Origin of the sequence: Enterobacter cloacae complex sp. EB5 (assembly GCF_031432835.1) — a bacterium.
GTDB lineage: Bacteria > Pseudomonadota > Gammaproteobacteria > Enterobacterales > Enterobacteriaceae > Enterobacter > Enterobacter hormaechei_C.
Genome location: NZ_CP133860.1, coordinates 1,535,339 through 1,557,636, shown reverse-complemented (window position 1 = coordinate 1,557,636; position 22,298 = coordinate 1,535,339). Strand labels below are relative to the sequence as shown.

At 54.8% G+C, this 22,298-nt stretch carries 23 protein-coding genes, 1 tRNA gene and 2 rRNA genes; 12 read left to right on the top strand and 14 right to left on the bottom strand.

Going from position 1 to position 22,298, the window contains the following annotated elements; all coding sequences use genetic code 11:
- Both RHN82_RS07475 and rrf read left to right on the top strand, forming a co-directional pair.
- Positions 1–2,905, top strand: a 23S ribosomal RNA gene (locus tag RHN82_RS07475).
- 65 nt (positions 2,906–2,970) lie between these two features.
- Positions 2,971–3,086: ribosomal RNA gene (rrf, locus tag RHN82_RS07470) — 5S ribosomal RNA — on the top strand.
- Between the two features lie 107 nt (positions 3,087–3,193).
- Here the strand turns inward: rrf and RHN82_RS07465 are convergent.
- Positions 3,194–3,811, bottom strand: coding sequence for a DUF2238 domain-containing protein (locus tag RHN82_RS07465; protein ID WP_047052649.1), 618 nt, complete (start codon positions 3,809–3,811; stop codon positions 3,194–3,196).
- Positions 3,812–3,924: 113 nt separating this feature from the next.
- Positions 3,925–4,000, bottom strand: a tRNA-Phe gene (locus tag RHN82_RS07460).
- Between the two features lie 169 nt (positions 4,001–4,169).
- Between RHN82_RS07460 and RHN82_RS07455 the strand changes: the two genes are divergently transcribed.
- Together RHN82_RS07455 and RHN82_RS07450 are read left to right on the top strand one after the other, a co-directional pair.
- Positions 4,170–5,015, top strand: a complete 846-nt coding sequence (locus RHN82_RS07455) for an AraC family transcriptional regulator (protein WP_047052648.1) — start codon at positions 4,170–4,172, stop codon at positions 5,013–5,015.
- Between the two features lie 37 nt (positions 5,016–5,052).
- On the top strand, positions 5,053–5,643 hold the full coding sequence (locus RHN82_RS07450; RefSeq protein ID WP_047052647.1) for a LysE family translocator: 591 nt from the start codon (positions 5,053–5,055) through the stop codon (positions 5,641–5,643).
- Here RHN82_RS07450 and RHN82_RS07445 read toward each other — a convergent pair.
- The 5 genes from RHN82_RS07445 to aspA all read right to left on the bottom strand — a co-directional run bounded on the left by RHN82_RS07445 (position 5,640) and on the right by aspA (position 11,235).
- The gene (locus RHN82_RS07445; protein WP_017383972.1) at positions 5,640–6,215 is read right to left on the bottom strand and encodes a transcriptional regulator; all 576 of its coding nucleotides are present in this window, start codon (positions 6,213–6,215) and stop codon (positions 5,640–5,642) included. The genes RHN82_RS07450 and RHN82_RS07445 overlap by 4 nt on opposite strands.
- A gap of 49 nt (positions 6,216–6,264) precedes the next feature.
- The gene (locus tag RHN82_RS07440; protein WP_047052646.1) at positions 6,265–7,968 is read right to left on the bottom strand and encodes a protein-disulfide reductase DsbD; all 1,704 of its coding nucleotides are present in this window, start codon (positions 7,966–7,968) and stop codon (positions 6,265–6,267) included.
- Complete coding sequence (cutA, locus tag RHN82_RS07435; RefSeq protein ID WP_047052645.1) at positions 7,944–8,267, bottom strand: divalent cation tolerance protein CutA; 324 nt, start codon at positions 8,265–8,267, stop codon at positions 7,944–7,946. Before cutA ends, RHN82_RS07440 begins: the two co-directional genes overlap by 25 nt.
- A 113-nt stretch (positions 8,268–8,380) precedes the next feature.
- Positions 8,381–9,682 (bottom strand): anaerobic C4-dicarboxylate transporter, encoded by a 1,302-nt coding sequence (locus RHN82_RS07430; protein WP_003855921.1) that lies wholly within the window; start codon positions 9,680–9,682, stop codon positions 8,381–8,383.
- 116 nt (positions 9,683–9,798) lie between these two features.
- The gene (gene aspA, locus RHN82_RS07425) at positions 9,799–11,235 is read right to left on the bottom strand and encodes an aspartate ammonia-lyase (protein ID WP_015572444.1); all 1,437 of its coding nucleotides are present in this window, start codon (positions 11,233–11,235) and stop codon (positions 9,799–9,801) included.
- A 335-nt stretch (positions 11,236–11,570) separates the two neighbouring features.
- On the opposite strand from aspA, the gene RHN82_RS07420 reads away from it, so the two are divergent.
- Positions 11,571–12,035, top strand: a complete 465-nt coding sequence (locus RHN82_RS07420) for an FxsA family protein (RefSeq protein WP_047052644.1) — start codon at positions 11,571–11,573, stop codon at positions 12,033–12,035.
- Between the two features lie 23 nt (positions 12,036–12,058).
- Here RHN82_RS07420 and yjeH read toward each other — a convergent pair whose 3' ends face one another.
- Positions 12,059–13,306 (bottom strand): L-methionine/branched-chain amino acid transporter, encoded by a 1,248-nt coding sequence (gene yjeH, locus RHN82_RS07415; RefSeq protein WP_047052643.1) that lies wholly within the window; start codon positions 13,304–13,306, stop codon positions 12,059–12,061.
- A 178-nt stretch (positions 13,307–13,484) separates the two neighbouring features.
- Here yjeH and RHN82_RS07410 point away from each other — a divergent pair, with 178 nt between their 5' ends.
- Together RHN82_RS07410 and groL are read left to right on the top strand one after the other, a co-directional pair.
- The gene (locus RHN82_RS07410) at positions 13,485–13,778 is read left to right on the top strand and encodes a co-chaperone GroES (protein WP_003855929.1); all 294 of its coding nucleotides are present in this window, start codon (positions 13,485–13,487) and stop codon (positions 13,776–13,778) included.
- Between the two features lie 40 nt (positions 13,779–13,818).
- Positions 13,819–15,465: a chaperonin GroEL gene (groL, locus tag RHN82_RS07405; RefSeq protein ID WP_003855930.1), complete on the top strand. Its 1,647-nt coding sequence runs from the start codon at positions 13,819–13,821 to the stop codon at positions 15,463–15,465.
- A 65-nt stretch (positions 15,466–15,530) separates the two neighbouring features.
- On the opposite strand, the gene iadA is transcribed toward groL, so the two are convergent.
- Genes iadA through RHN82_RS07390 form a run of 3 tightly spaced genes read right to left on the bottom strand, consistent with a single transcriptional unit; the run spans position 15,531 to position 17,810 of the window.
- On the bottom strand, positions 15,531–16,694 hold the full coding sequence (gene iadA / locus RHN82_RS07400; protein WP_047052642.1) for a beta-aspartyl-peptidase: 1,164 nt from the start codon (positions 16,692–16,694) through the stop codon (positions 15,531–15,533).
- A gap of 10 nt (positions 16,695–16,704) precedes the next feature.
- Entirely contained in the window at positions 16,705–17,166 is a 462-nt protein-coding gene (locus RHN82_RS07395; protein ID WP_006810414.1) for a YjiG family protein, read from the bottom strand.
- Positions 17,163–17,810, bottom strand: coding sequence for a nucleoside recognition domain-containing protein (locus RHN82_RS07390; protein ID WP_017694685.1), 648 nt, complete (start codon positions 17,808–17,810; stop codon positions 17,163–17,165). Before RHN82_RS07390 ends, RHN82_RS07395 begins: the two co-directional genes overlap by 4 nt.
- A gap of 233 nt (positions 17,811–18,043) precedes the next feature.
- Between RHN82_RS07390 and RHN82_RS07385 the strand changes: the two genes are divergently transcribed.
- Positions 18,044–18,397 carry a DUF4156 domain-containing protein gene (locus RHN82_RS07385; RefSeq protein WP_003855938.1) on the top strand — a complete coding sequence of 118 codons (354 nt, stop codon included), beginning with the start codon at positions 18,044–18,046 and terminating at the stop codon, positions 18,395–18,397.
- A gap of 65 nt (positions 18,398–18,462) precedes the next feature.
- On the opposite strand, the gene epmB is transcribed toward RHN82_RS07385, so the two are convergent.
- The gene (epmB, locus tag RHN82_RS07380) at positions 18,463–19,491 is read right to left on the bottom strand and encodes an EF-P beta-lysylation protein EpmB (RefSeq protein ID WP_047052641.1); all 1,029 of its coding nucleotides are present in this window, start codon (positions 19,489–19,491) and stop codon (positions 18,463–18,465) included.
- A gap of 40 nt (positions 19,492–19,531) precedes the next feature.
- On the opposite strand from epmB, the gene efp reads away from it, so the two are divergent.
- The 3 genes from efp (at position 19,532) to ecnB (ending at position 20,542) form a co-directional block, all read left to right on the top strand.
- Positions 19,532–20,098: an elongation factor P gene (gene efp / locus RHN82_RS07375; protein ID WP_003855940.1), complete on the top strand. Its 567-nt coding sequence runs from the start codon at positions 19,532–19,534 to the stop codon at positions 20,096–20,098.
- A 57-nt stretch (positions 20,099–20,155) separates the two neighbouring features.
- On the top strand, positions 20,156–20,287 hold the full coding sequence (locus RHN82_RS07370; RefSeq protein WP_006810410.1) for an entericidin A/B family lipoprotein: 132 nt from the start codon (positions 20,156–20,158) through the stop codon (positions 20,285–20,287).
- Positions 20,288–20,395: 108 nt separating this feature from the next.
- On the top strand, positions 20,396–20,542 hold the full coding sequence (gene ecnB / locus RHN82_RS07365; protein WP_003855942.1) for a lipoprotein toxin entericidin B: 147 nt from the start codon (positions 20,396–20,398) through the stop codon (positions 20,540–20,542).
- A gap of 37 nt (positions 20,543–20,579) precedes the next feature.
- Here the strand turns inward: ecnB and RHN82_RS07360 are convergent, their stop codons facing one another.
- Positions 20,580–21,179 (bottom strand): LuxR C-terminal-related transcriptional regulator, encoded by a 600-nt coding sequence (locus RHN82_RS07360; protein ID WP_047052640.1) that lies wholly within the window; start codon positions 21,177–21,179, stop codon positions 20,580–20,582.
- Between the two features lie 262 nt (positions 21,180–21,441).
- On the opposite strand from RHN82_RS07360, the gene sugE reads away from it, so the two are divergent.
- Entirely contained in the window at positions 21,442–21,759 is a 318-nt protein-coding gene (sugE, locus tag RHN82_RS07355; protein ID WP_047052639.1) for a quaternary ammonium compound efflux SMR transporter SugE, read from the top strand.
- On the opposite strand, the gene RHN82_RS07350 is transcribed toward sugE, so the two are convergent.
- Positions 21,756–22,286, bottom strand: a complete 531-nt coding sequence (locus tag RHN82_RS07350) for a lipocalin family protein (protein ID WP_047052638.1) — start codon at positions 22,284–22,286, stop codon at positions 21,756–21,758. The two genes, sugE and RHN82_RS07350, sit on opposite strands and share 4 nt — an antisense overlap.
- Positions 22,287–22,298: the final 12 nt, after the last annotated feature.

The window sequence follows — 22,298 nt, the reverse complement described above, 5'->3', positions numbered from 1 at the left end:
GGTTAAGCGACTAAGCGTACACGGTGGATGCCCTGGCAGTCAGAGGCGATGAAGGACGTGCTAATCTGCGAAAAGCGCCGGCGAGGTGATATGAACCCTTGACCCGGCGATGTCCGAATGGGGAAACCCAGTGTGATTCGTCACACTATCGTTAACTGAATACATAGGTTAACGAGGCGAACCGGGGGAACTGAAACATCTAAGTACCCCGAGGAAAAGAAATCAACCGAGATTCCCCCAGTAGCGGCGAGCGAACGGGGAGCAGCCCGGAGTCTGAATCAGCTTGTGTGTTAGTGGAACGGTCTGGAAAGTCCGACGGTACAGGGTGATAGTCCCGTACACGAAAGCACACTTGCTGTGAACTCGAAGAGTAGGGCGGGACACGTGGTATCCTGTCTGAATATGGGGGGACCATCCTCCAAGGCTAAATACTCCTGACTGACCGATAGTGAACCAGTACCGTGAGGGAAAGGCGAAAAGAACCCCGGCGAGGGGAGTGAAAAAGAACCTGAAACCGTGTACGTACAAGCAGTGGGAGCACCTTCGTGGTGTGACTGCGTACCTTTTGTATAATGGGTCAGCGACTTATATTCTGTAGCAAGGTTAACCGTATAGGGGAGCCGAAGGGAAACCGAGTCTTAACTGGGCGTTAAGTTGCAGGGTATAGACCCGAAACCCGGTGATCTAGCCATGGGCAGGTTGAAGGTTGGGTAACACTAACTGGAGGACCGAACCGACTAATGTTGAAAAATTAGCGGATGACCTGTGGCTGGGGGTGAAAGGCCAATCAAACCGGGAGATAGCTGGTTCTCCCCGAAAGCTATTTAGGTAGCGCCTCGTGAACTCATCTTCGGGGGTAGAGCACTGTTTCGGCTAGGGGGCCATCCCGGCTTACCAACCCGATGCAAACTACGAATACCGAAGAATGTTATCACGGGAGACACACGGCGGGTGCTAACGTCCGTCGTGAAGAGGGAAACAACCCAGACCGCCAGCTAAGGTCCCAAAGTCATGGTTAAGTGGGAAACGATGTGGGAAGGCACAGACAGCCAGGATGTTGGCTTAGAAGCAGCCATCATTTAAAGAAAGCGTAATAGCTCACTGGTCGAGTCGGCCTGCGCGGAAGATGTAACGGGGCTAAACCATGCACCGAAGCTGCGGCAGCGACACTATGTGTTGTTGGGTAGGGGAGCGTTCTGTAAGCCGTTGAAGGTGTGCTGTGAGGCATGCTGGAGGTATCAGAAGTGCGAATGCTGACATAAGTAACGATAAAGCGGGTGAAAAGCCCGCTCGCCGGAAGACCAAGGGTTCCTGTCCAACGTTAATCGGGGCAGGGTGAGTCGACCCCTAAGGCGAGGCCGAAAGGCGTAGTCGATGGGAAACAGGTTAATATTCCTGTACTTGGTGTTACTGCGAAGGGGGGACGGAGAAGGCTATGTCAGCCGGGCGACGGTTGTCCCGGTTTAAGCATGTAGGCGGAGGTTCCAGGTAAATCCGGTACCTTATTAACGCTGAGGTGTGATGACGAGGCACTACGGTGCTGAAGTGATAAATGCCCTGCTTCCAGGAAAAGCCTCTAAGCATCAGGTAACACGAAATCGTACCCCAAACCGACACAGGTGGTCAGGTAGAGAATACCAAGGCGCTTGAGAGAACTCGGGTGAAGGAACTAGGCAAAATGGTGCCGTAACTTCGGGAGAAGGCACGCTGATGTGTAGGTGAAGTCCCTGCGGACGGAGCTGAAATCAGTCGAAGATACCAGCTGGCTGCAACTGTTTATTAAAAACACAGCACTGTGCAAACACGAAAGTGGACGTATACGGTGTGACGCCTGCCCGGTGCCGGAAGGTTAATTGATGGGGTTAGCTGTAAGGCGAAGCTCTTGATCGAAGCCCCGGTAAACGGCGGCCGTAACTATAACGGTCCTAAGGTAGCGAAATTCCTTGTCGGGTAAGTTCCGACCTGCACGAATGGCGTAATGATGGCCAGGCTGTCTCCACCCGAGACTCAGTGAAATTGAACTCGCTGTGAAGATGCAGTGTACCCGCGGCAAGACGGAAAGACCCCGTGAACCTTTACTATAGCTTGACACTGAACACTGGTCCTTGATGTGTAGGATAGGTGGGAGGCTTTGAAGCGTGGACGCCAGTCTGCGTGGAGCCGTCCTTGAAATACCACCCTTTAATGGCTGGTGTTCTAACGTAGACCCGTAATCCGGGTTGCGGACAGTGTCTGGTGGGTAGTTTGACTGGGGCGGTCTCCTCCCAAAGAGTAACGGAGGAGCACGAAGGTTGGCTAATCCTGGTCGGACATCAGGAGGTTAGTGCAATGGCATAAGCCAGCTTGACTGCGAGCGTGACGGCGCGAGCAGGTGCGAAAGCAGGTCATAGTGATCCGGTGGTTCTGAATGGAAGGGCCATCGCTCAACGGATAAAAGGTACTCCGGGGATAACAGGCTGATACCGCCCAAGAGTTCATATCGACGGCGGTGTTTGGCACCTCGATGTCGGCTCATCACATCCTGGGGCTGAAGTAGGTCCCAAGGGTATGGCTGTTCGCCATTTAAAGTGGTACGCGAGCTGGGTTTAGAACGTCGTGAGACAGTTCGGTCCCTATCTGCCGTGGGCGCTGGAGAATTGAGGGGGGCTGCTCCTAGTACGAGAGGACCGGAGTGGACGCATCACTGGTGTTCGGGTTGTCATGCCAATGGCACTGCCCGGTAGCTAAATGCGGAAGAGATAAGTGCTGAAAGCATCTAAGCACGAAACTTGCCCCGAGATGAGTTCTCCCTGAGACTTTAAGTCTCCTGAAGGAACGTTAAAGACGATGACGTTGATAGGTCGGGTGTGTAAGCGCAGCGATGCGTTGAGCTAACCGATACTAATGAACCGTGAGGCTTAACCTTACAACGCCGAAGATGTTTTGGCGAAGAGACGAAATTTTCAGCCTGATACAGATGAACAGAATTTGCCTGGCGGCTTTAGCGCGGTGGTCCCACCTGACCCCATGCCGAACTCAGAAGTGAAACGCCGTAGCGCCGATGGTAGTGTGGGGTCTCCCCATGTGAGAGTAGGGAACTGCCAGGCATCAAACAAGTGAAGAGGCCATCCGCAAGGATGGCCTTTTTGCGTTTGTTTGCTGAAAAACGGCAGGCCGGGTAAGGCGAAGCCGCCTCCCGGCAACTCAGAGCGTACTATCCCTGACAAATATTCAAACGAAGCAATTGCCGCTGATGGAAACGCCCAAGGATCAGCACCGTCGTTAACGCACCAAGCAGCGCGCAAAACATATCAGACTGGGTATCCCATGGATCGCCCTGCGTCCCCAGAAAATCATCCGCACCCTGTCCCATCGCCAAAGCTGCCCACCACTCAATGAGTTCATAGGTGGCGCTAATGGCCAGAGCAACACAGCACACCAGAAATCCCGTCATCTTATGTCCACGAACATACCCACCGCGCAGCAGAATTTCTCGCGCTGCCAGTGCGGGAACCAGCCCCTGGAAGAAGTGACCGAGCTTGTCATACGGATTTCGGCTAAGCCCGAGCATCTCCTGAACCTCAAAACCAACCGGAACCTTTGCATAGGTGTACATACCACCAACCATCAGAATGATGGCGTGGAAGAAAACCAGGGTATAGAGAAGGGGAGTCAGGGGGTATCGCCGGTGCGTGGCAAGCAGAAGTGGGATGATGATAATGACGGGCGTCACCTCCATCAGCCAGGTGACACGATCGCTCGTGAACAGGCCGGTATAAAACAGGATCATCAGCAGGAGCAGTGACCCGACTTTTAAAGCAGATAAGGTCATATCATTTTCATTGTCAGGGGAAAAAATCACTATTACCTGACAGAAGGGAAAATTCAATGCGTAGCGGATACAGAAAAGCAAAAACCCAGCTATAGGCTGGGTTCTTTAAATAGTGGTGCCCGGACTCGGAATCGAACCAAGGACACGGGGATTTTCAATCCCCTGCTCTACCGACTGAGCTATCCGGGCAACGGAGCGCATTAAACCGCAATCGCGCGCGATCGTCAACATTATTTCGGGAAAAGCTGTTCAACTGCTTAAGTTTGCGGCAATCTGTCCGTTTGTGCCCTGGAATTGCACAAATCTTCCAGACAGTTCAGGCAAGATGTGACAATGCTGACGGTAAGAGGAGGGCAGTATGGCAAACGACTGGCTTGAGCTGCGTCAGCATGCAGAAACAGGTATTGAGACAATTAAGGCGCATTTCGAAGGACATGCCTTTGATCCCCACTGGCATGATAGCTATCTGGTCGGAATAACCCTTTCCGGCACCCAGCAGTTCCACTGTCGCCGTGAACGCCACCGTAGCCAGCCGGGCGATGCTTTTTTACTTGAGCCCGGGGAGATCCATGACGGTGATGCACCGGTAGAGGGGGGCTTTACTTATCTTACCTTTTATCTGGATGAACACTGGCTCACCCGTACGCTTCAAGGGCTGTACGACTCTACTCCCGGGAGCTACACCCTCCACTTTGCCCAAACGCTGACGCGAGAGCCTCAGTTGGTGCGTGCTATCGGTGATACATTTGCCTCGTTGCATAACGATGAGATGAAGATCGTCCAACAGAGCACAATGGATAACCTGCTCTCTCAGATCACTGCCCACTGCCACTGGCGTAAGAAACTCCCGTCTCAGCTACAAAGCTCCGCTGTGGCGCATCGTGCCCGCGACTATCTCTATGCGCATATCGGCGAGAACGTGGGGCTGTCAGACCTTGCCCGTGAGACGGGTACGGATCGCTTTACGCTCACCCGCTGTTTTAAGCGCGAATTTCATCTGGCGCCGCACGCCTGGCTTATCCAGCTGCGCCTAGCAAAGGCCCGACAGATGCTGGCGTGTGGGGAACTGCCTGTCGATGTTGCAACGGCAGTAGGTTTTGCCGATCAAAGCCATCTTGGTCGCTGGTTCCAGCGGGCATACCGTATTTCTCCGGCACACTACCGTCGGTTGTGCACAAACCTTCCAGACGTTTCCAGAAAATAACGGCACATTCGTGGCTCTAATAAAAAAGGAGTCACCTGTGAATTTATTACCTTTCCTGCTGTTTGCATTTGTCGCCTCGATTACACCGGGGCCAACCAATATTCTGGTACTGGCTAACAGTCAGCACTTTGGCGTAAAAAATACGGTTCCTGCGATCCTGGGCGGGTGTATTGCCGCCAGCGCTATTGTTCTGGTTTCAGGCGCTGGGGCAGGAGAAGTGTTACGCCAGTATCCGCTGATACGTCAGGTAATGAGCTGGGCGGGCGTGCTGTGGCTTTCCTGGATGAGCTGGCAGCTGTTTAGCGCCCCGGCCGCGAACCTCTCCTCCAGACGCCATGTCCGGTTTACCGCGCGGGCGGCGGCGTTATTACAGATTGTAAACCCAAAAACGTGGATGATGGCGCTGGCAGTTGTCAGCCTGTTTGCTCCGGCAAGCGACCATGCATTACGGGATATTGCGCTGATGGCGCTATGGTTTCTGGCGATTTCCGTGGCCTGTTTGTTGTGCTGGGCGTGGCTGGGGAAGGCGGTGAACCGGATTTTCCGCACCACCGTGGCGATGGTGCGATTTCAGCGTGCGATGGCGCTGTGTTTGTTTATTTCCGCCTGGACGGGAATGCTGGCTTAGGTCAGTGCACCACCCATACGACACTGCGCGAACCGCAAAATATCTTCCGCCAGACGATGCGCCGTATCCACATCCGCCTGGCTACGGTTCACCAGCATGCGGCTCAGGCAACCTTCCAGCACCAGCTCCATCTGCTTCGCGACCATTGCCGGGTCATCCACTTCAAGTGTGGTCAGCAGCTCGTGTGTGAACTCGTGCGCGGCACGTTTTTGCTGATCTGCCAGTTGATGGATGGGATGCCCGGGATCCGGATAGTAGGTGCAGGCGGCGATAAACAGACAGCCTGGGTAACGGTTGTTGGTAACACACTCCGTCAGTGCGGTATAGCGCGCCAGCAGCTTTTGCTCGGTGGTCAGCTCTTCATTCAGCATCAGCTGCCTGCGCCAGATATCCACCTGTTGGCTGAGATAGCGCAGGGCATCATACAGCAGCGCCTCTTTATCCGGCCAGAAGCGCTTAAGTTCATCCAGAGGGTAATCGATACGGTCGGCGACCATCTCAAGCGTGGTGCTGGCGATCCCTTGAATCTCAAGCAATTGCAGGGCTTGTCCCAGTACGTCTTCGCGTTGCACGGTTATCTCCTCCGCTATTCCCAACGGTTTGTCCCGTCTAAAGTGTTGTTTACGGTTGGCGATTGCGCAAATGCGCGTTGAATGCAGTCGCGTCCATAAACCCGGTTACACGCTGCGTCGGCTGTTCTTCCCCCTGTTCATTAAAGAACAGGATGGTAGGCAGCCCGAGCACGTTAAGTTGCTTCAGCAGAGCCTTATCCTGCGCGCTGTTGGCGGTAACGTTCGCCTGGAGCAGAACGGTATCGCTCAGCGCATGTTGTACCTGCGGATCGCTGAAGGTGTATTTTTCAAACTCTTTGCAGGCCACGCACCAGTCGGCGTAGAGATCGAGCATGACCGGTTTGCCTTTCGCCTGCGCCAGAGCGCGGTGGAGGTCATCCACGTTCTTAATCTGTATAAAATTCAGATGCGCCTGCGTTTGACCTGCCGGGGTGTCAAACGCCCAGTCCTGTAGCGGACGGACGCTCACCAGCGCGGCCGCCAGCAGAAGGATCTGTAGCAGGCGCATCCACGGTTTCTTCGCCCCCAGACTCACGATAAACGCCCAGCTGAAGAAGGCCACGCCGAGCATCGCCCAAAGACGCGTACCCCACACATCACCGATGATGCGCTCCAGCAGAAATACCGGCAGCGCCAGAATGACAAAACCAAACGCGGTTTTCACCGTCTCCATCCACGGACCGCTCTTCGGCAGCAGACGATTGCCAAACACCGTCACCAGGATCAGCGGCAGGCCCATGCCGAGCGCGTAGAGGTACAGCGTGCCGCCGCCGAGCCACAGGTTGCCGCTCTGGGCAATGTATAACAGGATGGCGCTCAACGGCGCGGTGGTGCAGGGGGAACAAATCAGCCCGGCGATGGCACCCATGGTGAACACGCCGCCCGCAGAGCCACCCTGCTGACGGTTGCTCATTAGCGTCAGACGGGTTTGCAGGGAAGAAGGCAGTTGCAGGGTGAACAGGCCAAACATCGACAGCGCCAGCAGAATAAACACCGCTGACAGACCGATAAGCACATAAGGGTGCTGAAGGGCGGCCTGGAACTGCAACCCGGCAGCGGCGACCACGAGGCCGAGCGCCGTGTAGGTTAACGCCATGCCCTGCACATAGATAAAGGCCAGCACCAGCGCGCGGGCAGTGGAAAGGCGTTGTTTACCGCCCAGCACGATGCCAGAGATAAGCGGGTACATGGGCAGCACGCAGGGCGTAAAGGCGATGCCGATACCAATCAATAACGCCCAAAGCGCTGAGAACGGAAGGTCTGAAGCGGCTACGCCTTCACCCCTCACACTGGCCATTTCCCCTGAGGGGTGAGGGGAGGCCGCCGCTTTCACTTCGCTAAGCGGAACGACCTTTGTTTCAGGGGGATAGCAGAAGCCCGCATCGGCGCAGCCCTGATAGGTGACCGTTAATGTGGCACCTTTATCGGCATGGTTCACCGTGACGGGCACGCTTAAGCGCTGGCGATAAATTTCGCTCTTACCGTAGAACTCGTCCTCGTGCCACTCGCCAGCGGGCAACTGCAATGCGCCGACGTTCGCCTTTGCCGGCGTGATGCTGACCTGCTTGCGATAGAGATAGTAACCCTCTTTCACCTGCCAGGTGAGACTGAGATCGTGCTGGTTTTGCTGAAAGTCGAAAACGAACGCCTGGTCGGCAGGAATAAAGTTCGAACGACCGGGTGCGTCAAACAACCCGGCAAAAACTGACGTGCTGCACAGCAGCAGGATCAGCGTAATGAAGCGTTGAGCCATGAGAGATAATCGTTATCGCCGTGGACCACTGGCAGAACCAGCAGCTCCGGGGTTTGGTATGGATGATGAGACTTGAGGCAGTTGAGGAGCGCCTGCTGGTTTGTCAGGTTGGTTTTGAGCAACATCTGGACTTCGTACTCTTGCTCCAGCTTGCCTTCCCAGTAATAAAGGGAGGTGGCGCCGGGAAGAAGTGTGACACAGGCAGCCAGTTTTTCGGCCAGCACTTTGGCGGCCAGATCCTGGGCAGAAGCTTCATCAGGGGCGGTGCACAGTACAACAACAGCATCAGGCGTGTTCACAAGTCGACCTCCTCATCACGAAAGTCTTCACTATATCACGCAAGGCGGTTGGTCATTAATGAAACGGGCCGCAGAGCGGCCCGATTTTAACTATTTTTACAACGGCTAATCGTTTACAGCACAATGCCGCCGATGATAAAGCCGAGGATCACGCAGAGCGTAATCGCCACCACGCCCGGGATGAGGAACGCGTGGTTAAACACGTACTTACCAATACGGGTTGAGCCGGTGTCATCCATCTCAACCGCGGCCAGCAGGGTTGGATAGGTGGGCAGAACGAACAGGGCGGAAACCGCTGCAAAAGAGGCAATCGCTGTCAGCGGCGTCACGCCCAGCATCAGTGCCGCAGGCATCAGCGCTTTGGTGGTCGCAGCCTGGGAGTACAGCAGCGTCGCGGCAAAGAACAGCACTACCGCCAGCAGCCACGGATAGTTGTGCAGCAGGTCGCCTGCAACGGTCTGGATATCGCTGATGTGCGCTTTCACAAAGGTATCGCCGAGCCACGCCACGCCCAGCACGCACACGCAGGCGCTCATACCGGATTTGAAGGTGCTGGCGTTCAGCACTTCGCTGGTGTCGATTTTACAGGTGATGCTGATCAGCGTCGCGATGGTCAGCATAAACACCACAATGGCTTCGTTACGCGGCAGAACCGGGTTCTGGATCAGACCTACCGTATCGCTGATGGCTGTCGCGTAGAACATTACGGCGACGATACCAATCAGGAACAGCAGCACGGAGCGTTTTGCATGCGGCTTCAGCTCGAAGACCTGGCTACCGCGCAGGCTCACTTCACCTTTTGCCAGACGCTCCTGGTAAACCGGATCGTCTTTCAGCTCGGCGCCGAGGAAGTTACACAGCACGGCAGTGATCATTACCGCAATCAGCGTCACCGGAATACAGATTGCCAGCAGCGTCAGGTAACTTACGCCCATCGGCTCAAGGATACCCGCGAAGAAGACCACCGCCGCGGAAATGGGCGAGGCGGTAATCGCAATCTGGGAGGCGACCACGGCAATAGAAAGAGGGCGAGACGGGCGAATACCCTGCTCTTTCGCCACTTCGGTGATTACCGGCAGCGTGGAGAAAGCGGTATGGCCAGTACCGGCGAGGATGGTCATAAACCAGGTCACCAGCGGGGCAAGGAAGGTGATGTATTTCGGATGGCGACGCAGCATACGCTCCGCCAGGCTCACCAGATAGTCCATACCGCCCGCGACCTGCATGGCCGCGATAGCAGCAATAACCGCCATGATGATTTCGATAACGTCAAAAGGGATTGCGCCGGGTTTAATCTGAAAGATCAGGGTAAGTACAAGCACTCCGAGACCGCCAGCAAAACCGATGCCGATACCCCCGAGTCGTGCGCCCAAATAAATCGCCAACAGGACGATGACGAGTTCTGCTCCAAACATAAAGACCTGCCTTGCTCATTAACAAGTTGATATTGAATTGTTGTGTTTTGGTAACGCCCATAAAGAAAAAAGGCACGTCACAAGTGACGTGCCTTTCGGAAGCTTAGCCTGAACGGTTACTGTTCGCTTTCATCGGTATATCGTTTCGCTTTATATGCCGGGTGCATCAGGTTCTGGGCGGAGAAGATATCGTCCAGTTCGGCTTCGGTCAACAATCCTCGCTCGAGAACCACCTCACGCACGCTCTTACCGGTTTCGGCACAAATCTTCCCGACGATATCGCCGTTGTGGTGGCCGATGAACGGGTTGAGGTAGGTGACGATGCCGATGGAGTTATAGACGTAGCCTTCACACACTTCTTTATTCGCGGTGATGCCGTTGATGCATTTTTCCAGCAGGTTGTAGCAGGCGTTGGTCAGAATATGGATAGATTCAAACATCGCCTGGCCAATCACCGGCTCCATCACGTTAAGCTGGAGCTGACCGGCTTCCGAGGCCATGGTGACGGTCGTATCGTTACCAATAACCTTGAAGCAAACCTGGTTCACCACCTCTGGCACCACCGGGTTCACTTTAGCTGGCATGATGGATGAACCCGCCTGCAACTCTGGCAGGTTGATTTCATTCAGGCCAGCGCGCGGACCGGAGGAAAGCAGGCGCAGGTCGTTACAGATTTTGGACAGTTTCACCGCCAGACGTTTCAGTGCGCTGTGCACCATCACGTAGGCGCCACAGTCTGAGGTAGCTTCAATCAGGTCTTCCGCAGGCACAACCGGCAGGTTGGATACTTCAGCCAGCTTCTGTACCGCCAGCTGCTGATAGCCATCTGGCGTGTTCAGGCGTGTACCGATGGCGGTTGCGCCCAGGTTCACTTCCAGCAGCAGTTCGGACGTGCGCAGCAGGTTTTTGGTCTCTTCGTTCAGCAGCACGTTAAACGCGTGGAATTCCTGTCCGAGGGTCATTGGCACCGCGTCCTGCAACTGGGTACGGCCCATTTTCAGGATGTCCTGGAACTCAACGGCTTTACGCTGGAAGCCATCGCCCAGCTGATTAATCGCGTCGACCAGTTTGACGATAGAGGCATACACCGCGATGCGGAAGCCGGTTGGGTAGGCGTCGTTGGTGGACTGACATTTGTTAACGTGGTCGTTCGGGTTCAGGTACTGGTATTCACCTTTCTGATGACCCATCAGCTCCAGGCCGATGTTTGCCAGCACTTCGTTGGTGTTCATGTTGACGGAGGTGCCCGCGCCGCCCTGATAGACGTCAACCGGGAACTGATCCATGCATTTGCCGTTGTTCAGCACCTCATCGCACGCGGCGATAATCGCATTTGCAGCGCTTTTAGGAATGGTTTGCAGCTCTTTGTTCGCCAGAGCCGCGGCTTTTTTTACCATCACCATGCCACGCACAAATTCAGGGATGTCGCTGATTTTGCTGTTGCTGATGTAGAAGTTTTCAATCGCTCTCAGAGTGTGAACACCATAGTAGGCATCCGCTGGAACTTCCCTGGTACCCAACAAATCTTCTTCGATACGAATGTTGTTTAACATGTGAACCTTCTTTTCAAGCTGCCGATGGATTGTACTAAACACACAGTATATATGTGGTTTTGAATATTTTATGACCGACGATTATTCCCTCAATCGGCCAGATGTTCGAGATCATATGCTGATGATAGCGAATTGCCGTAAGCTGGATCACTTATTATCGACCCGATTTCATGATAATTATTAATCTGTGAAATATGTCACCGCTTTAATATTTCCAGAAAAAATATCCGTGCAAACCGATTGAAATTTGGCTAACCGTCACCATCTCTTATCTACGCGCTTCGCGAACACATTCAGTCAGGGGCCAGAAGGCACCTGCCATACAGGAGATGCCAGTGCGCTGGATACCATTTATTGCTTTCTTTCTTTATGTTTACATTGAAATTTCGATTTTCATCCAGGTTGCCCATGTGCTGGGCGTCCTGCTGACGCTGATTCTGGTGATCTTCACCTCCGTCATCGGCATGTCGCTGGTGCGCAATCAGGGTTTCAAAAATTTCCTGTTAATGCAGCAGAAGATGGCCGCAGGCGAAAGCCCGGCCGCCGAGATGATCAAAAGCGTGTCGCTGATTATTGCTGGTTTGCTGCTGATCCTGCCGGGCTTCTTTACCGACTTCCTCGGCCTGCTGTTGCTGTTGCCGCCGGTGCAGAAGCACCTGACCATGAAGCTGCTGCCGCATCTGCGTTTCAGCCGTATGCCAGGCGGTGGTTTCAGCTCCGGCCCGGGGGATACCTTTGAAGGGGAATACCAGCGTAAGGATGAGCAGCGCGACCGGTTAGATCATAAAGACGATCGGTAAGTTTCTGGCCCGGTGGCGCTCGCTCACCGGGCCTGAGGATCTTGCCGCTTCGGTAAAAACACCCACAGCCCCGCCAGCATGACAATGGCGTACACACTCTTCCATCCCACCATCGCCAGCAGCATCAGGCACAGGACACACCCGACAGCCGCCAGCGCCTTAAAGCGACCTTTCAGCAGCCGACAGCCCGCCAGCATGCACAGCAGGTAGATCATGATGAAAATACCGTTGGCGTAGACAATCAGCGCGTCAAGGTTGATGTCGAGGAGATAAATGGCCAGGGAACTCACCACGCAGCAGCCCAGTACGGTATTCAGCGCATTCACCGGAAGCTGACGCTTTGACAGGCGGGAGAGGGGGCTATCCGGTTTATAAAGTGCCTGAGACCACACCAGCCGGGCGAAGCTCTGAATATAGATGTTGAGGCTGGCAAAGCAGGCGAGATAGCCAATCACGCAGGCTACCCACAGGGCTTTAACGCCAAACAGCTGCACCACGATGCCCGGCAGCGACGCGGCGGCGGCTTTCTCTTCACTGAACGCGTTGAAGTGCAGCACCAGTACGGTACAGGCCCAGTACACGGTACCCGCCAGCAGCAGGCCAATCATCAGGGCGCGGGGAAAGTCACGCTCGGGCTGTTTAAACTCGGATGCCAGATGAGCGAACGCCTCCAGACCGACGAAACACCAGAACATGACGGATAGTGCAGCGAAAAGCTGTGCGTGGTCGATGTCGTTAATCGCGGGGAAAGGAATATCCGCCACGGTAATGTCACCCGCAAACCAGATGGCGACGATCAGCGCGACAATTAACACGGCGACCAGCGTTTGCAGATTGGCGCTGGAGCTGGCCCCGCGCGAGCCTACCCACCAGACAATCGCCAGCGTACCGAGTTCAGCCAGCAGCAACTGTTCATCGTGCCAGCCAAACAGCGCCTGTCCGAAGCCGGTTGCGATATGCAGGGCTGCCGGAAGGCCAACGGGTATCACCGACAAAAATAGCCAGCCGGTGACGCGCTCCATCCGCGGCCCAAACGCCATGCCGACAAAATGCGCTACGCCGCCTGCGCTCGGGAAGTGCCGCCCGAGTATGGCAAAGACAATCGCCACCGGAAACACCAGCACGATCAGCACCGGCCATGCCCACAGACTGTTATTGCCGGCAACCAACGCCGCCAGCGCGGGAACCGCAAATACCCCCGTGCCTAACAAAGACGTTGAGAGTAAGCCAATGCCCTGCGCCAGCCCCAACTCCTGCCTGAGTCCACTCATTTACCTCGTCCCGCCACCATCAAAAGAGAGTGGATGGTAACACTTTCGCAAATTTTTTTTCGATTACCCCTTGAAGGGGTAAAAAGCTATCCCCATCTCTCAGGGCACTAGCCGGAAAACCGCATGCGGACCGGCGTCATCCATAACTGATAATGACTTTCTCAAAGGAGAGCTATCAATGAGTATTCGTCCGTTACATGATCGTGTGATCGTCAAACGTAAAGAAGTTGAAACCAAGTCTGCGGGCGGCATCGTTCTGACCGGTTCAGCAGCAGCAAAATCAACGCGTGGCGAAATCATCGCTGTCGGTAAGGGCCGCATCCTGGAAAACGGAACTGTGCAGCCACTGGACGTTAAAGTTGGTGACATCGTCATTTTCAACGATGGCTACGGCGTGAAATCCGAGAAGATCGACAATGAAGAAGTGTTGATCATGTCCGAGAGCGACATTCTGGCAATTGTTGAAGCGTAATTAACACACGAAAACTGTACGAATTTGAGGAAATAAGAACATGGCAGCTAAAGACGTAAAATTCGGTAACGACGCTCGTGTAAAAATGCTCCGCGGCGTAAACGTACTGGCAGACGCAGTGAAAGTCACTCTGGGCCCGAAAGGCCGTAACGTAGTGCTGGACAAATCCTTCGGCGCGCCAACCATCACCAAAGATGGTGTTTCTGTTGCACGTGAAATCGAGCTGGAAGACAAGTTCGAAAACATGGGCGCACAGATGGTGAAAGAAGTTGCCTCTAAAGCGAACGACGCTGCCGGTGACGGTACCACCACCGCGACCGTACTGGCGCAGGCGATCATCACCGAAGGCCTGAAAGCCGTTGCTGCGGGCATGAACCCAATGGATCTGAAACGTGGTATCGACAAAGCTGTCGCTTCCGCTGTTGAAGAACTGAAAGCGCTGTCCGTACCGTGCTCTGACTCTAAAGCCATTGCTCAGGTTGGTACTATCTCCGCTAACTCCGACGAAACCGTAGGTAAACTGATCGCCGAAGCGATGGATAAAGTCGGTAAAGAAGGCGTGATCACTGTTGAAGACGGTACTGGTCTGGAAGACGAACTGGACGTGGTTGAAGGTATGCAGTTCGACCGCGGTTACCTGTCCCCATACTTCATCAACAAGCCAGAAACTGGCGCTGTTGAGCTGGAAAGCCCGTTCATCCTGCTGGCTGACAAGAAAATCTCCAACATCCGCGAAATGCTGCCAGTGCTGGAAGCCGTTGCGAAAGCAGGCAAGCCGCTGGTAATCATTGCTGAAGACGTTGAAGGCGAAGCGCTGGCGACCCTGGTGGTTAACACCATGCGTGGCATCGTGAAAGTGGCAGCGGTTAAAGCACCTGGCTTCGGCGATCGTCGTAAGGCGATGCTCCAGGATATCGCTACCCTGACTGGCGGTACCGTAATCTCCGAAGAGATCGGTATGGAGCTGGAAAAAGCGACCCTGGAAGACCTGGGCCAGGCGAAACGCGTTGTGATCAACAAAGACACCACCACCATCATCGACGGTGTGGGTGAAGAAGCCGCTATTCAGGGCCGTGTTGGTCAGATCCGTAAGCAGATCGAAGAAGCAACTTCCGATTACGACCGTGAAAAACTCCAGGAGCGCGTAGCGAAACTGGCAGGCGGCGTAGCGGTAATCAAAGTCGGTGCGGCTACCGAAGTTGAAATGAAAGAGAAGAAAGCACGCGTTGACGACGCCCTGCACGCGACCCGTGCTGCGGTAGAAGAAGGCGTGGTTGCTGGTGGTGGTGTCGCGCTGGTGCGTGTAGCCGCTAAACTGGCTGGCCTGACTGCTCAGAACGAAGACCAGAACGTGGGTATCAAAGTTGCGCTGCGCGCAATGGAAGCTCCGCTGCGTCAGATCGTGTCCAACGCCGGTGAAGAGCCGTCTGTGGTTGCGAACAAGGTGAAAGCGGGTGAAGGTAACTACGGTTACAACGCGGCAACTGAAGAATACGGCAACATGATCGACTTCGGTATCCTGGATCCAACTAAAGTGACCCGTTCTGCTCTGCAATACGCGGCATCTGTAGCTGGCCTGATGATCACGACCGAGTGCATGGTGACCGACCTGCCTAAAGGCGACGCGCCTGACTTAGGTGCTGCTGGTGGTATGGGCGGCATGGGTGGCATGGGCGGCATGATGTAATCATGTTGTTCTGAACCTCTCAGAACGAACCCCGGGCAGCAATGCCCGGGGTTTTTTATTGTCTTCTACTCAAACGTGCCTTTCGCGCACACAACGCCTTCACGCACCATCTGGCGGCCTTTCGCCCAGACTTCACGGATCTTCAGGTCATCCGTCAGCACCAGGAAGTCGGCATCGCATCCGGGCGCGATCCGCCCTTTATGCTCCAGACCGAGAAACTCCGCCACGTTACGCGTAAACGGCAGAAGCGCCTCCTCCAGCGGCAGGTGATATCGGCCGACCAGCTGCTGTAGCGTCTCAAGCAGGGACTCAAAACCCGCCACGCCAATGCCAACAAGATTACCGTTTGCGTCAAAATTCGGCTGGCTGCCGTTGCCATCCGAGCTGAGCGTGAGCCGGTTAAACGGCACCTGCGCGTCACGGGCCGTCGCGATGGCGGTGGCGGCATCAATGGGCTCACTGATGCTGGTGGTGATGTCGATGTACCCCCCGTCGCGGGCATAGTCCAGTGCGGCGTGGAACAGTGCCTGGGCGCGGTTGACGTGGGTTGGCAGCAGTTTCGTGCGAGGCACGTCGGCGTTATTCAGGATGCTAAGCAGCGGCTCCAGCAGTTTAGGGCTGTTGCCGAGGTGAAACACGGATATCCCCGCTTTGGCGCCCAGCAGCCCGCCGACGCGTGACTGGGCGGCCATATTCGCGAGCTGGTCATCTGCCGGAGCGGAAGAGCGATGGTCAGAAATCGCGCATTTCACGCCAATGATTTTATCAATCAGCGCCACATCCTTTTCGATACTGCCGGTAATCGTCGGAGAAGGCAGGCCATATGCGCCTGTCAGCATCCATGCGCTGATCCCTTCATGCTCAAGCGCCCGCGTTTTCGCCAGCAGCGACTCGGGATGGCGGGTCACGCCGTCAGTGCCCAGCAGGCCAACAACGGAGGTGATGCCAGCCGCCACCAGCGCAGACAATCGCACCTCTGGCGTCCGGGTGTGGGGACCGGCTTCACCGCCGCCGCCAATCAGGTGTACATGCTGATCGATAAACCCCGGACAAACCACCGCTCCGGCGAGATCGCTTTCAGGACAGTCTGGCCTCGTTGTTGTGTGGCCCGCTTTTTCGACTGCGACGATTTTTCCCCCGGCAATCAGCAGATCGCAACGTCCAAGATCCTCAGGAGCGTAAAGCTGCGCATTGCGGAAAAGATGCGGTTCCAGCACTGAAAAATCCATTTTTATCTCCTCAGAAGAGTAGCTGCATCACCCACATTGAGAGCAGGGCGTTAATGACGCAGACCGTAATGATGTGCGGATAATACTTCGGATTGACGCCTGCGGTGCCAAGGCAACGGCCCGTGTTTTGCACCGGATTACCCATCAGATAGATGGCGGGCAGCAGGATGGTGGCATCGTGACCGTTGAGCGTGCCGGCAGCGACCAGACTGGCGCAGACCCCCACACCGCCGCCCATGCTCATTACCGAGGCCAGAAGAACCGTTGCCGCCGCACCCGGAAGCCCCCACAGGGCCATGATGGGTTCGCATACCCTGCCGACAATATCCAGCAGGCCGGTTACCTTGAGCGCCTGAATGATGACAAACGCCATGACCACGTTCGGCAGCAGGCTGGTGGTGGCGATGGTAAAGCCGCGGCGGGCGCCATCGATAAACAGGTCCATGATATTTTTACGCGGCTGGGCGATCATTTTTCCTCCTGAACGCGGCGAACTTCCATGTGGGCGATCCACAGTCGCAGGAAGTTCGCGCCAACAAATTTGAACACCAGAATGACGGCAAGCGGCGTGATCACCGGGACGGTAATAAAGGTAAAGAGTGCGGCGCCGGAAGAAAAATAGTTGGTGATAATGGCGCTACCACTGGTCTGGAAGGTGGCGAAAATGGCGCGTTCATGGTCAGTAATCGCCCCTTCGTCAGTCAACTCTTTGGTCATCCCTGCGGCTGCATCGGTATTTTGCAGGTTGGCGATAAGCGCCAGAGAGCAGATGCCCGGCACGCCGAGCAGCGGGCGCAGAATGGGCGTCATGAGCTGTTGTGCGGCGCGCAGCCCGCCCAGCCCCTCGGTAACGGCAATGATCCCGAGCGATAAAATGACCGAGGGCGCCAGTTCAAGGGCAAACAAAAATCCGTCTTTCGCTCCTGTGCCGCCCTCGCCGCGAAACGTCAGCGCGCCGTTCACCGGTCCAAAGCTGCCGTTCAGGACGGTAAAATCCAGCACGCGCCACCATTCGGTACTTTTGGCGAAAAAACCTGAGAAAAATACGATGGTGAGCACGAACGCCAGATAGCCCACCCAGGTTACTTTTTCCTCTCCTGAGGATGATGCACTCATGAAACCCCCTTTTTTGAGTCGCGTACAAAAGTTGTACGTCGCATCACTAAAAACGATCGGGGGCTAAAACACGATATCCCAAAGGTTATTATCAGAATTCATTTAAGATGTCGGAGGAGTGCCAGCGGAATCGGGCTCGCAGAAATGCTCAGCATTTTTCTTTTGGTCATCTTTTTAGTATAAGGTTTACACGCGGACAACTACTGTCCAGCTTATTGAAAACGAGGAATAACATGCGCATAAAAGTCTGTGCAGGGATTGTAGGTGCAGCATTGCTGCTGGCGGGTTGTAGCACCAGCAACGAGCTGACGGCAGCGGGCCAGAGCGTTCGCTTTGTGGAAGATAAGCCGGGCAGCGAATGCCAGCTGTTAGGCACCGCCACTGGCGAGCAAAGCAACTGGATGTCTGGGCAGCACGGCGAAGAGGGCGGCTCTATGCGCGGTGCGGCCAATGCCCTGCGTAATCAGGCTGCGGCAATGGGCGGCAACGTGATTTACGGGGTGAGCAGCCCGACGCAGGGGATGCTGTCCAGCTTTGTGCCAACCGCCAGCCAGATGAACGGCCAGGTCTATAAGTGCCCGAACTGATATAGCCTTTTGATGGCGCTGCCGCTTTATCTCCAGGGCAGGTAAGCGTAGCGCCACCTGCCTTTTTACTGCTGACGCAGCTGCAAATCCAGCGGCGTCTTACTCGGCTCTCCGCCAATCTCACGAGCCAGCTTCGGCACCATATAACCTGAAACCAGCGTTAACAGCTCGCGCATAATCTTCCGGGCCTCTTCATCCGTCACCATGAAGTGCGCCGCGCCCTGGACGCGATCCAGAACATGCAGGTAATAGGGCATTACGCCCGCATCAAATAAGGCATTGCTGAGATCGGCCAGCACGCGGGCGCTGTCGTTCACGCCGCGCAGTAGTACGCTTTGGTTGAGCAGCGTCACGCCCGCCTTTCGCATACGCGTCATCGCCGCACGAAAGTCCGCGTCAATTTCATTCGCGTGGTTGATATGGTTCACCAGCAGCACCTGCAAACGGGACTGCTCCAGGCGCGTGACCAGGGCGTCGGTGATACGCGCCGGGATGACGATCGGTAAACGGCTGTGAATGCGCAGACGCTTAATGTGCGGGATGGTCTCAAGCTGAGTCAGCAGCCAGTCCAGCTCATGATCTTTTGCCATCAGCGGGTCGCCGCCGGAAAAGATGATTTCATCCAGCTCCGGGTGCGCCGTGATGTACTCCAGCGCCACCTGCCAGTTGCGCTTATTGCCCTGGTTTTCGGCGTACGGGAAGTGGCGACGGAAGCAATAGCGGCAATTTACCGCGCAACCGCCCTTAACCAGCAGCAGGGCACGATTGCGGTATTTATGCAGCAAACCCGGGACGACACTGTTCTGCTCTTCCAGCGGATCGGTGCTGTATCCGGGGGCGGTAATAAACTCATCCTGAGAGGTAAGCGTTTGTTTTAATAACGGATCATCAGGATTACCCTTTTCCATTCGGGCAATAAACGCACGGGGAACGCGCAGGGCGAAAAGGCGTTTCGCCTCACGACCTGCACGCAACGCTTCATGCTGTTCGAGGTCTAAAAGACGCAGCAATTCATCAGGACTGGTGATTACATCGGCAAGTTGCGATAACCAATCTTCTCTGGACGGGGTGTTTAGGGTTACAATATGCGCCATTTTGTGGCTTAGCTACCAGTTAACAAATTTAGAGGGCCTTATGGCAACGTACTATAGCAACGATTTTCGTGCTGGTCTTAAAATCATGATGGACGGCGAACCGTACGCGGTTGAAGCCAGCGAATTCGTTAAACCAGGTAAAGGCCAGGCATTCGCACGCGTTAAGCTGCGCCGCCTGCTGACCGGTACCCGTGTTGAGAAAACCTTCAAATCTACTGACTCCGCTGAAGGCGCTGATGTTGTCGATATGAACCTGACTTACCTGTACAACGACGGTGAGTTCTGGCACTTCATGAACAACGAAACCTTCGAGCAGCTGTCTGCGGACGCAAAAGCGATTGGCGACAACGCCAAGTGGCTGCTGGATCAGGCTGAGTGCATCGTGACCCTGTGGAACGGTCAGCCTATCGCGGTTACGCCTCCGAACTTCGTTGAGCTGGAAATCGTTGAAACCGATCCAGGTCTGAAAGGTGATACCGCAGGTACTGGCGGCAAGCCTGCCACCCTGTCTACCGGCGCTGTGGTGAAAGTGCCACTGTTCGTACAGATCGGTGAAGTGATCAAAGTGGATACCCGCTCCGGCGAATACGTATCCCGCGTGAAGTAATTTACGTCATGATTAAAGGCGCAGCGCCCGCTGCGCCTGATTTTGCAGGCAGGGAAGATGAAACGTACCGTTAAAATTCTGCTTCTGTTAGCGCTCTCCAGCGCAATTCTCTCCGGTTGCAACACCGCGCGTGGCGTGGGTGAAGATATCCAGGATCTCGGCCATATCATTTCCCATGCGGCCAGCTAATTCCGTCTAATTTTCCTAAAAATTCTTCCTTTTCCGTCAAACGACAAGATCTTGTCTATTCTTAAGTTGCTATACACAAAATAACTTTGGCTATAAAAGGAAGATATTATGGTTAAGAAAACAATTGCAGCGATCTTTTCTGTTCTGGTGCTTTCTTCGGTACTGACTGCATGTAACACCACCCGTGGCGTAGGGGAAGATATCTCCGACGGTGGTAACGCGATTTCTGGCGCAGCAACTAAAGCTCAGAACTAATGAAAGCGACGGTACGGCAGGTCATTTCACCGTACCGTCAATTCTCCACTTCCTGTAGCGATAAAAACGGGGAGTAACGCGTATCCATATGCAGCTTCATGCGGATATTGCGTTTGTACGTATACACCGTTTTTCCGTTAATGCGCAGATTGCTGGCAATTTTCTGGTTGCTCGCACCATCCATCCACAGGGTCAGAACTCTCTCTTCCTGACGCGTCAGTAACGGTGCCGCCATCGCCGGAAGCTCCGTGCTTGCGCATGACGTTAGCGCGTCGTTTATCACCGCCGCCAGTCCTTCCAGATTGGTATTTTTGGAAAGTGAAGACCATATCGGGAACTGCGCCAGATAATCTGTCATCTCCTGCTCCTGCCCCGATTGCAGCATAATAAAAGGCAGCGTTTCGCTGGCAATCAGCAGGGAGGATAGCTGCTGAAAATGGTGTAAATCCTGCCGGAAGCCAGATAAATCAGCGATGACCAGCGCAGGCTTCCATTGCAGGATATGCTCTCTGGCGAGGAAAAGATTATTCACCCCGGTTACGACGAAATGACCCGAAAACAGGTCTGAATGATTGACCCAGGCTTCAAATCCCGTGCGGGTGAAGTGACAACGGTCAATCAAAAGAATTTTGAACATAAAATTTTCGCAGTCGGCTAGTGGTTTGGCTTCCTGCCATCAGAAAGCCTATCATCATAGAGAAGTCGGATGAGTCATAAATGCCTGAACTACGTGCCTTACTGAGGCTATTTCTTGCCTTAACGTGTTCAGCAGAAAAAGTTTGAAAAAAAATTCCACGCTAACCAAAATATAAGGCGCAACCTTAGCCTTGCGGGACGACCCGTAAGCGCTTCACTCATCGGGGACGGCCCCAACTTGTCGTTAAGTTAAGGAGCCTGATATGTCCTGGATCGTTCTTGTTATTGCCGGTTTGCTCGAAGTGGTATGGGCAATTGGCCTGAAATATACCCACGGTTTTACCCGCCTGACGCCCAGCGTCATCACTGTCGCCGCAATGATTGTCAGTATCGTCATGCTGTCATGGGCGATGCGAACCTTGCCTGTCGGAACGGCTTACGCTGTCTGGACGGGAATTGGCGCGGTAGGGGCTGCCATTACCGGCATTCTGCTGCTGGGGGAGTCTGCGAGTCTGGCGCGCATCGCCAGCCTCGCGTTAATCGTCGCGGGTATCATCGGGTTAAAACTCAGTACCCACTAATGCGGCTGTTTTACCCAGATTAATTTCGTCACGTCAAACCCTTGCCGGGTCGCTATGTCCAGCATCTGCTGTTTCATTTCCGCCGGGATCGTTGGCGTGCGGGAGAGGATCCACAGATAGTTGCGATCCGGCCCACAGACCAACGCATGGCGGTACTCTCTGTCAAGCGCAATGACGTTATACCCGCCGTAGAATGGGCCGATGAAAGAGATTTTCATGGCCGCGCGGTTAGACGCGCCGGTGAAATAGGCCTGACCAACTGACTGCTGCCACATCTGGCGATCCGGGTTATAGCCGCGGTTAATGACCCGGATCCCACCGTCATCCATCGCGCTGTAGCTGACCGTGACTTTCTCTAAGCCCCGTTCGAACTGATGATCCATTCGGGCGATTTCATACCAGGTGCCGAGGAAGCGCTGTGCGTCGAAATTACTGACTACCGTGACGCCAGGCGGAGGAGTAGGGGAACTGCAAGCAACCACTAAAAACGCGGCTGTTACTGCGGCAATAACAGGCAGAATGCGCATAGGAGTTTCCTT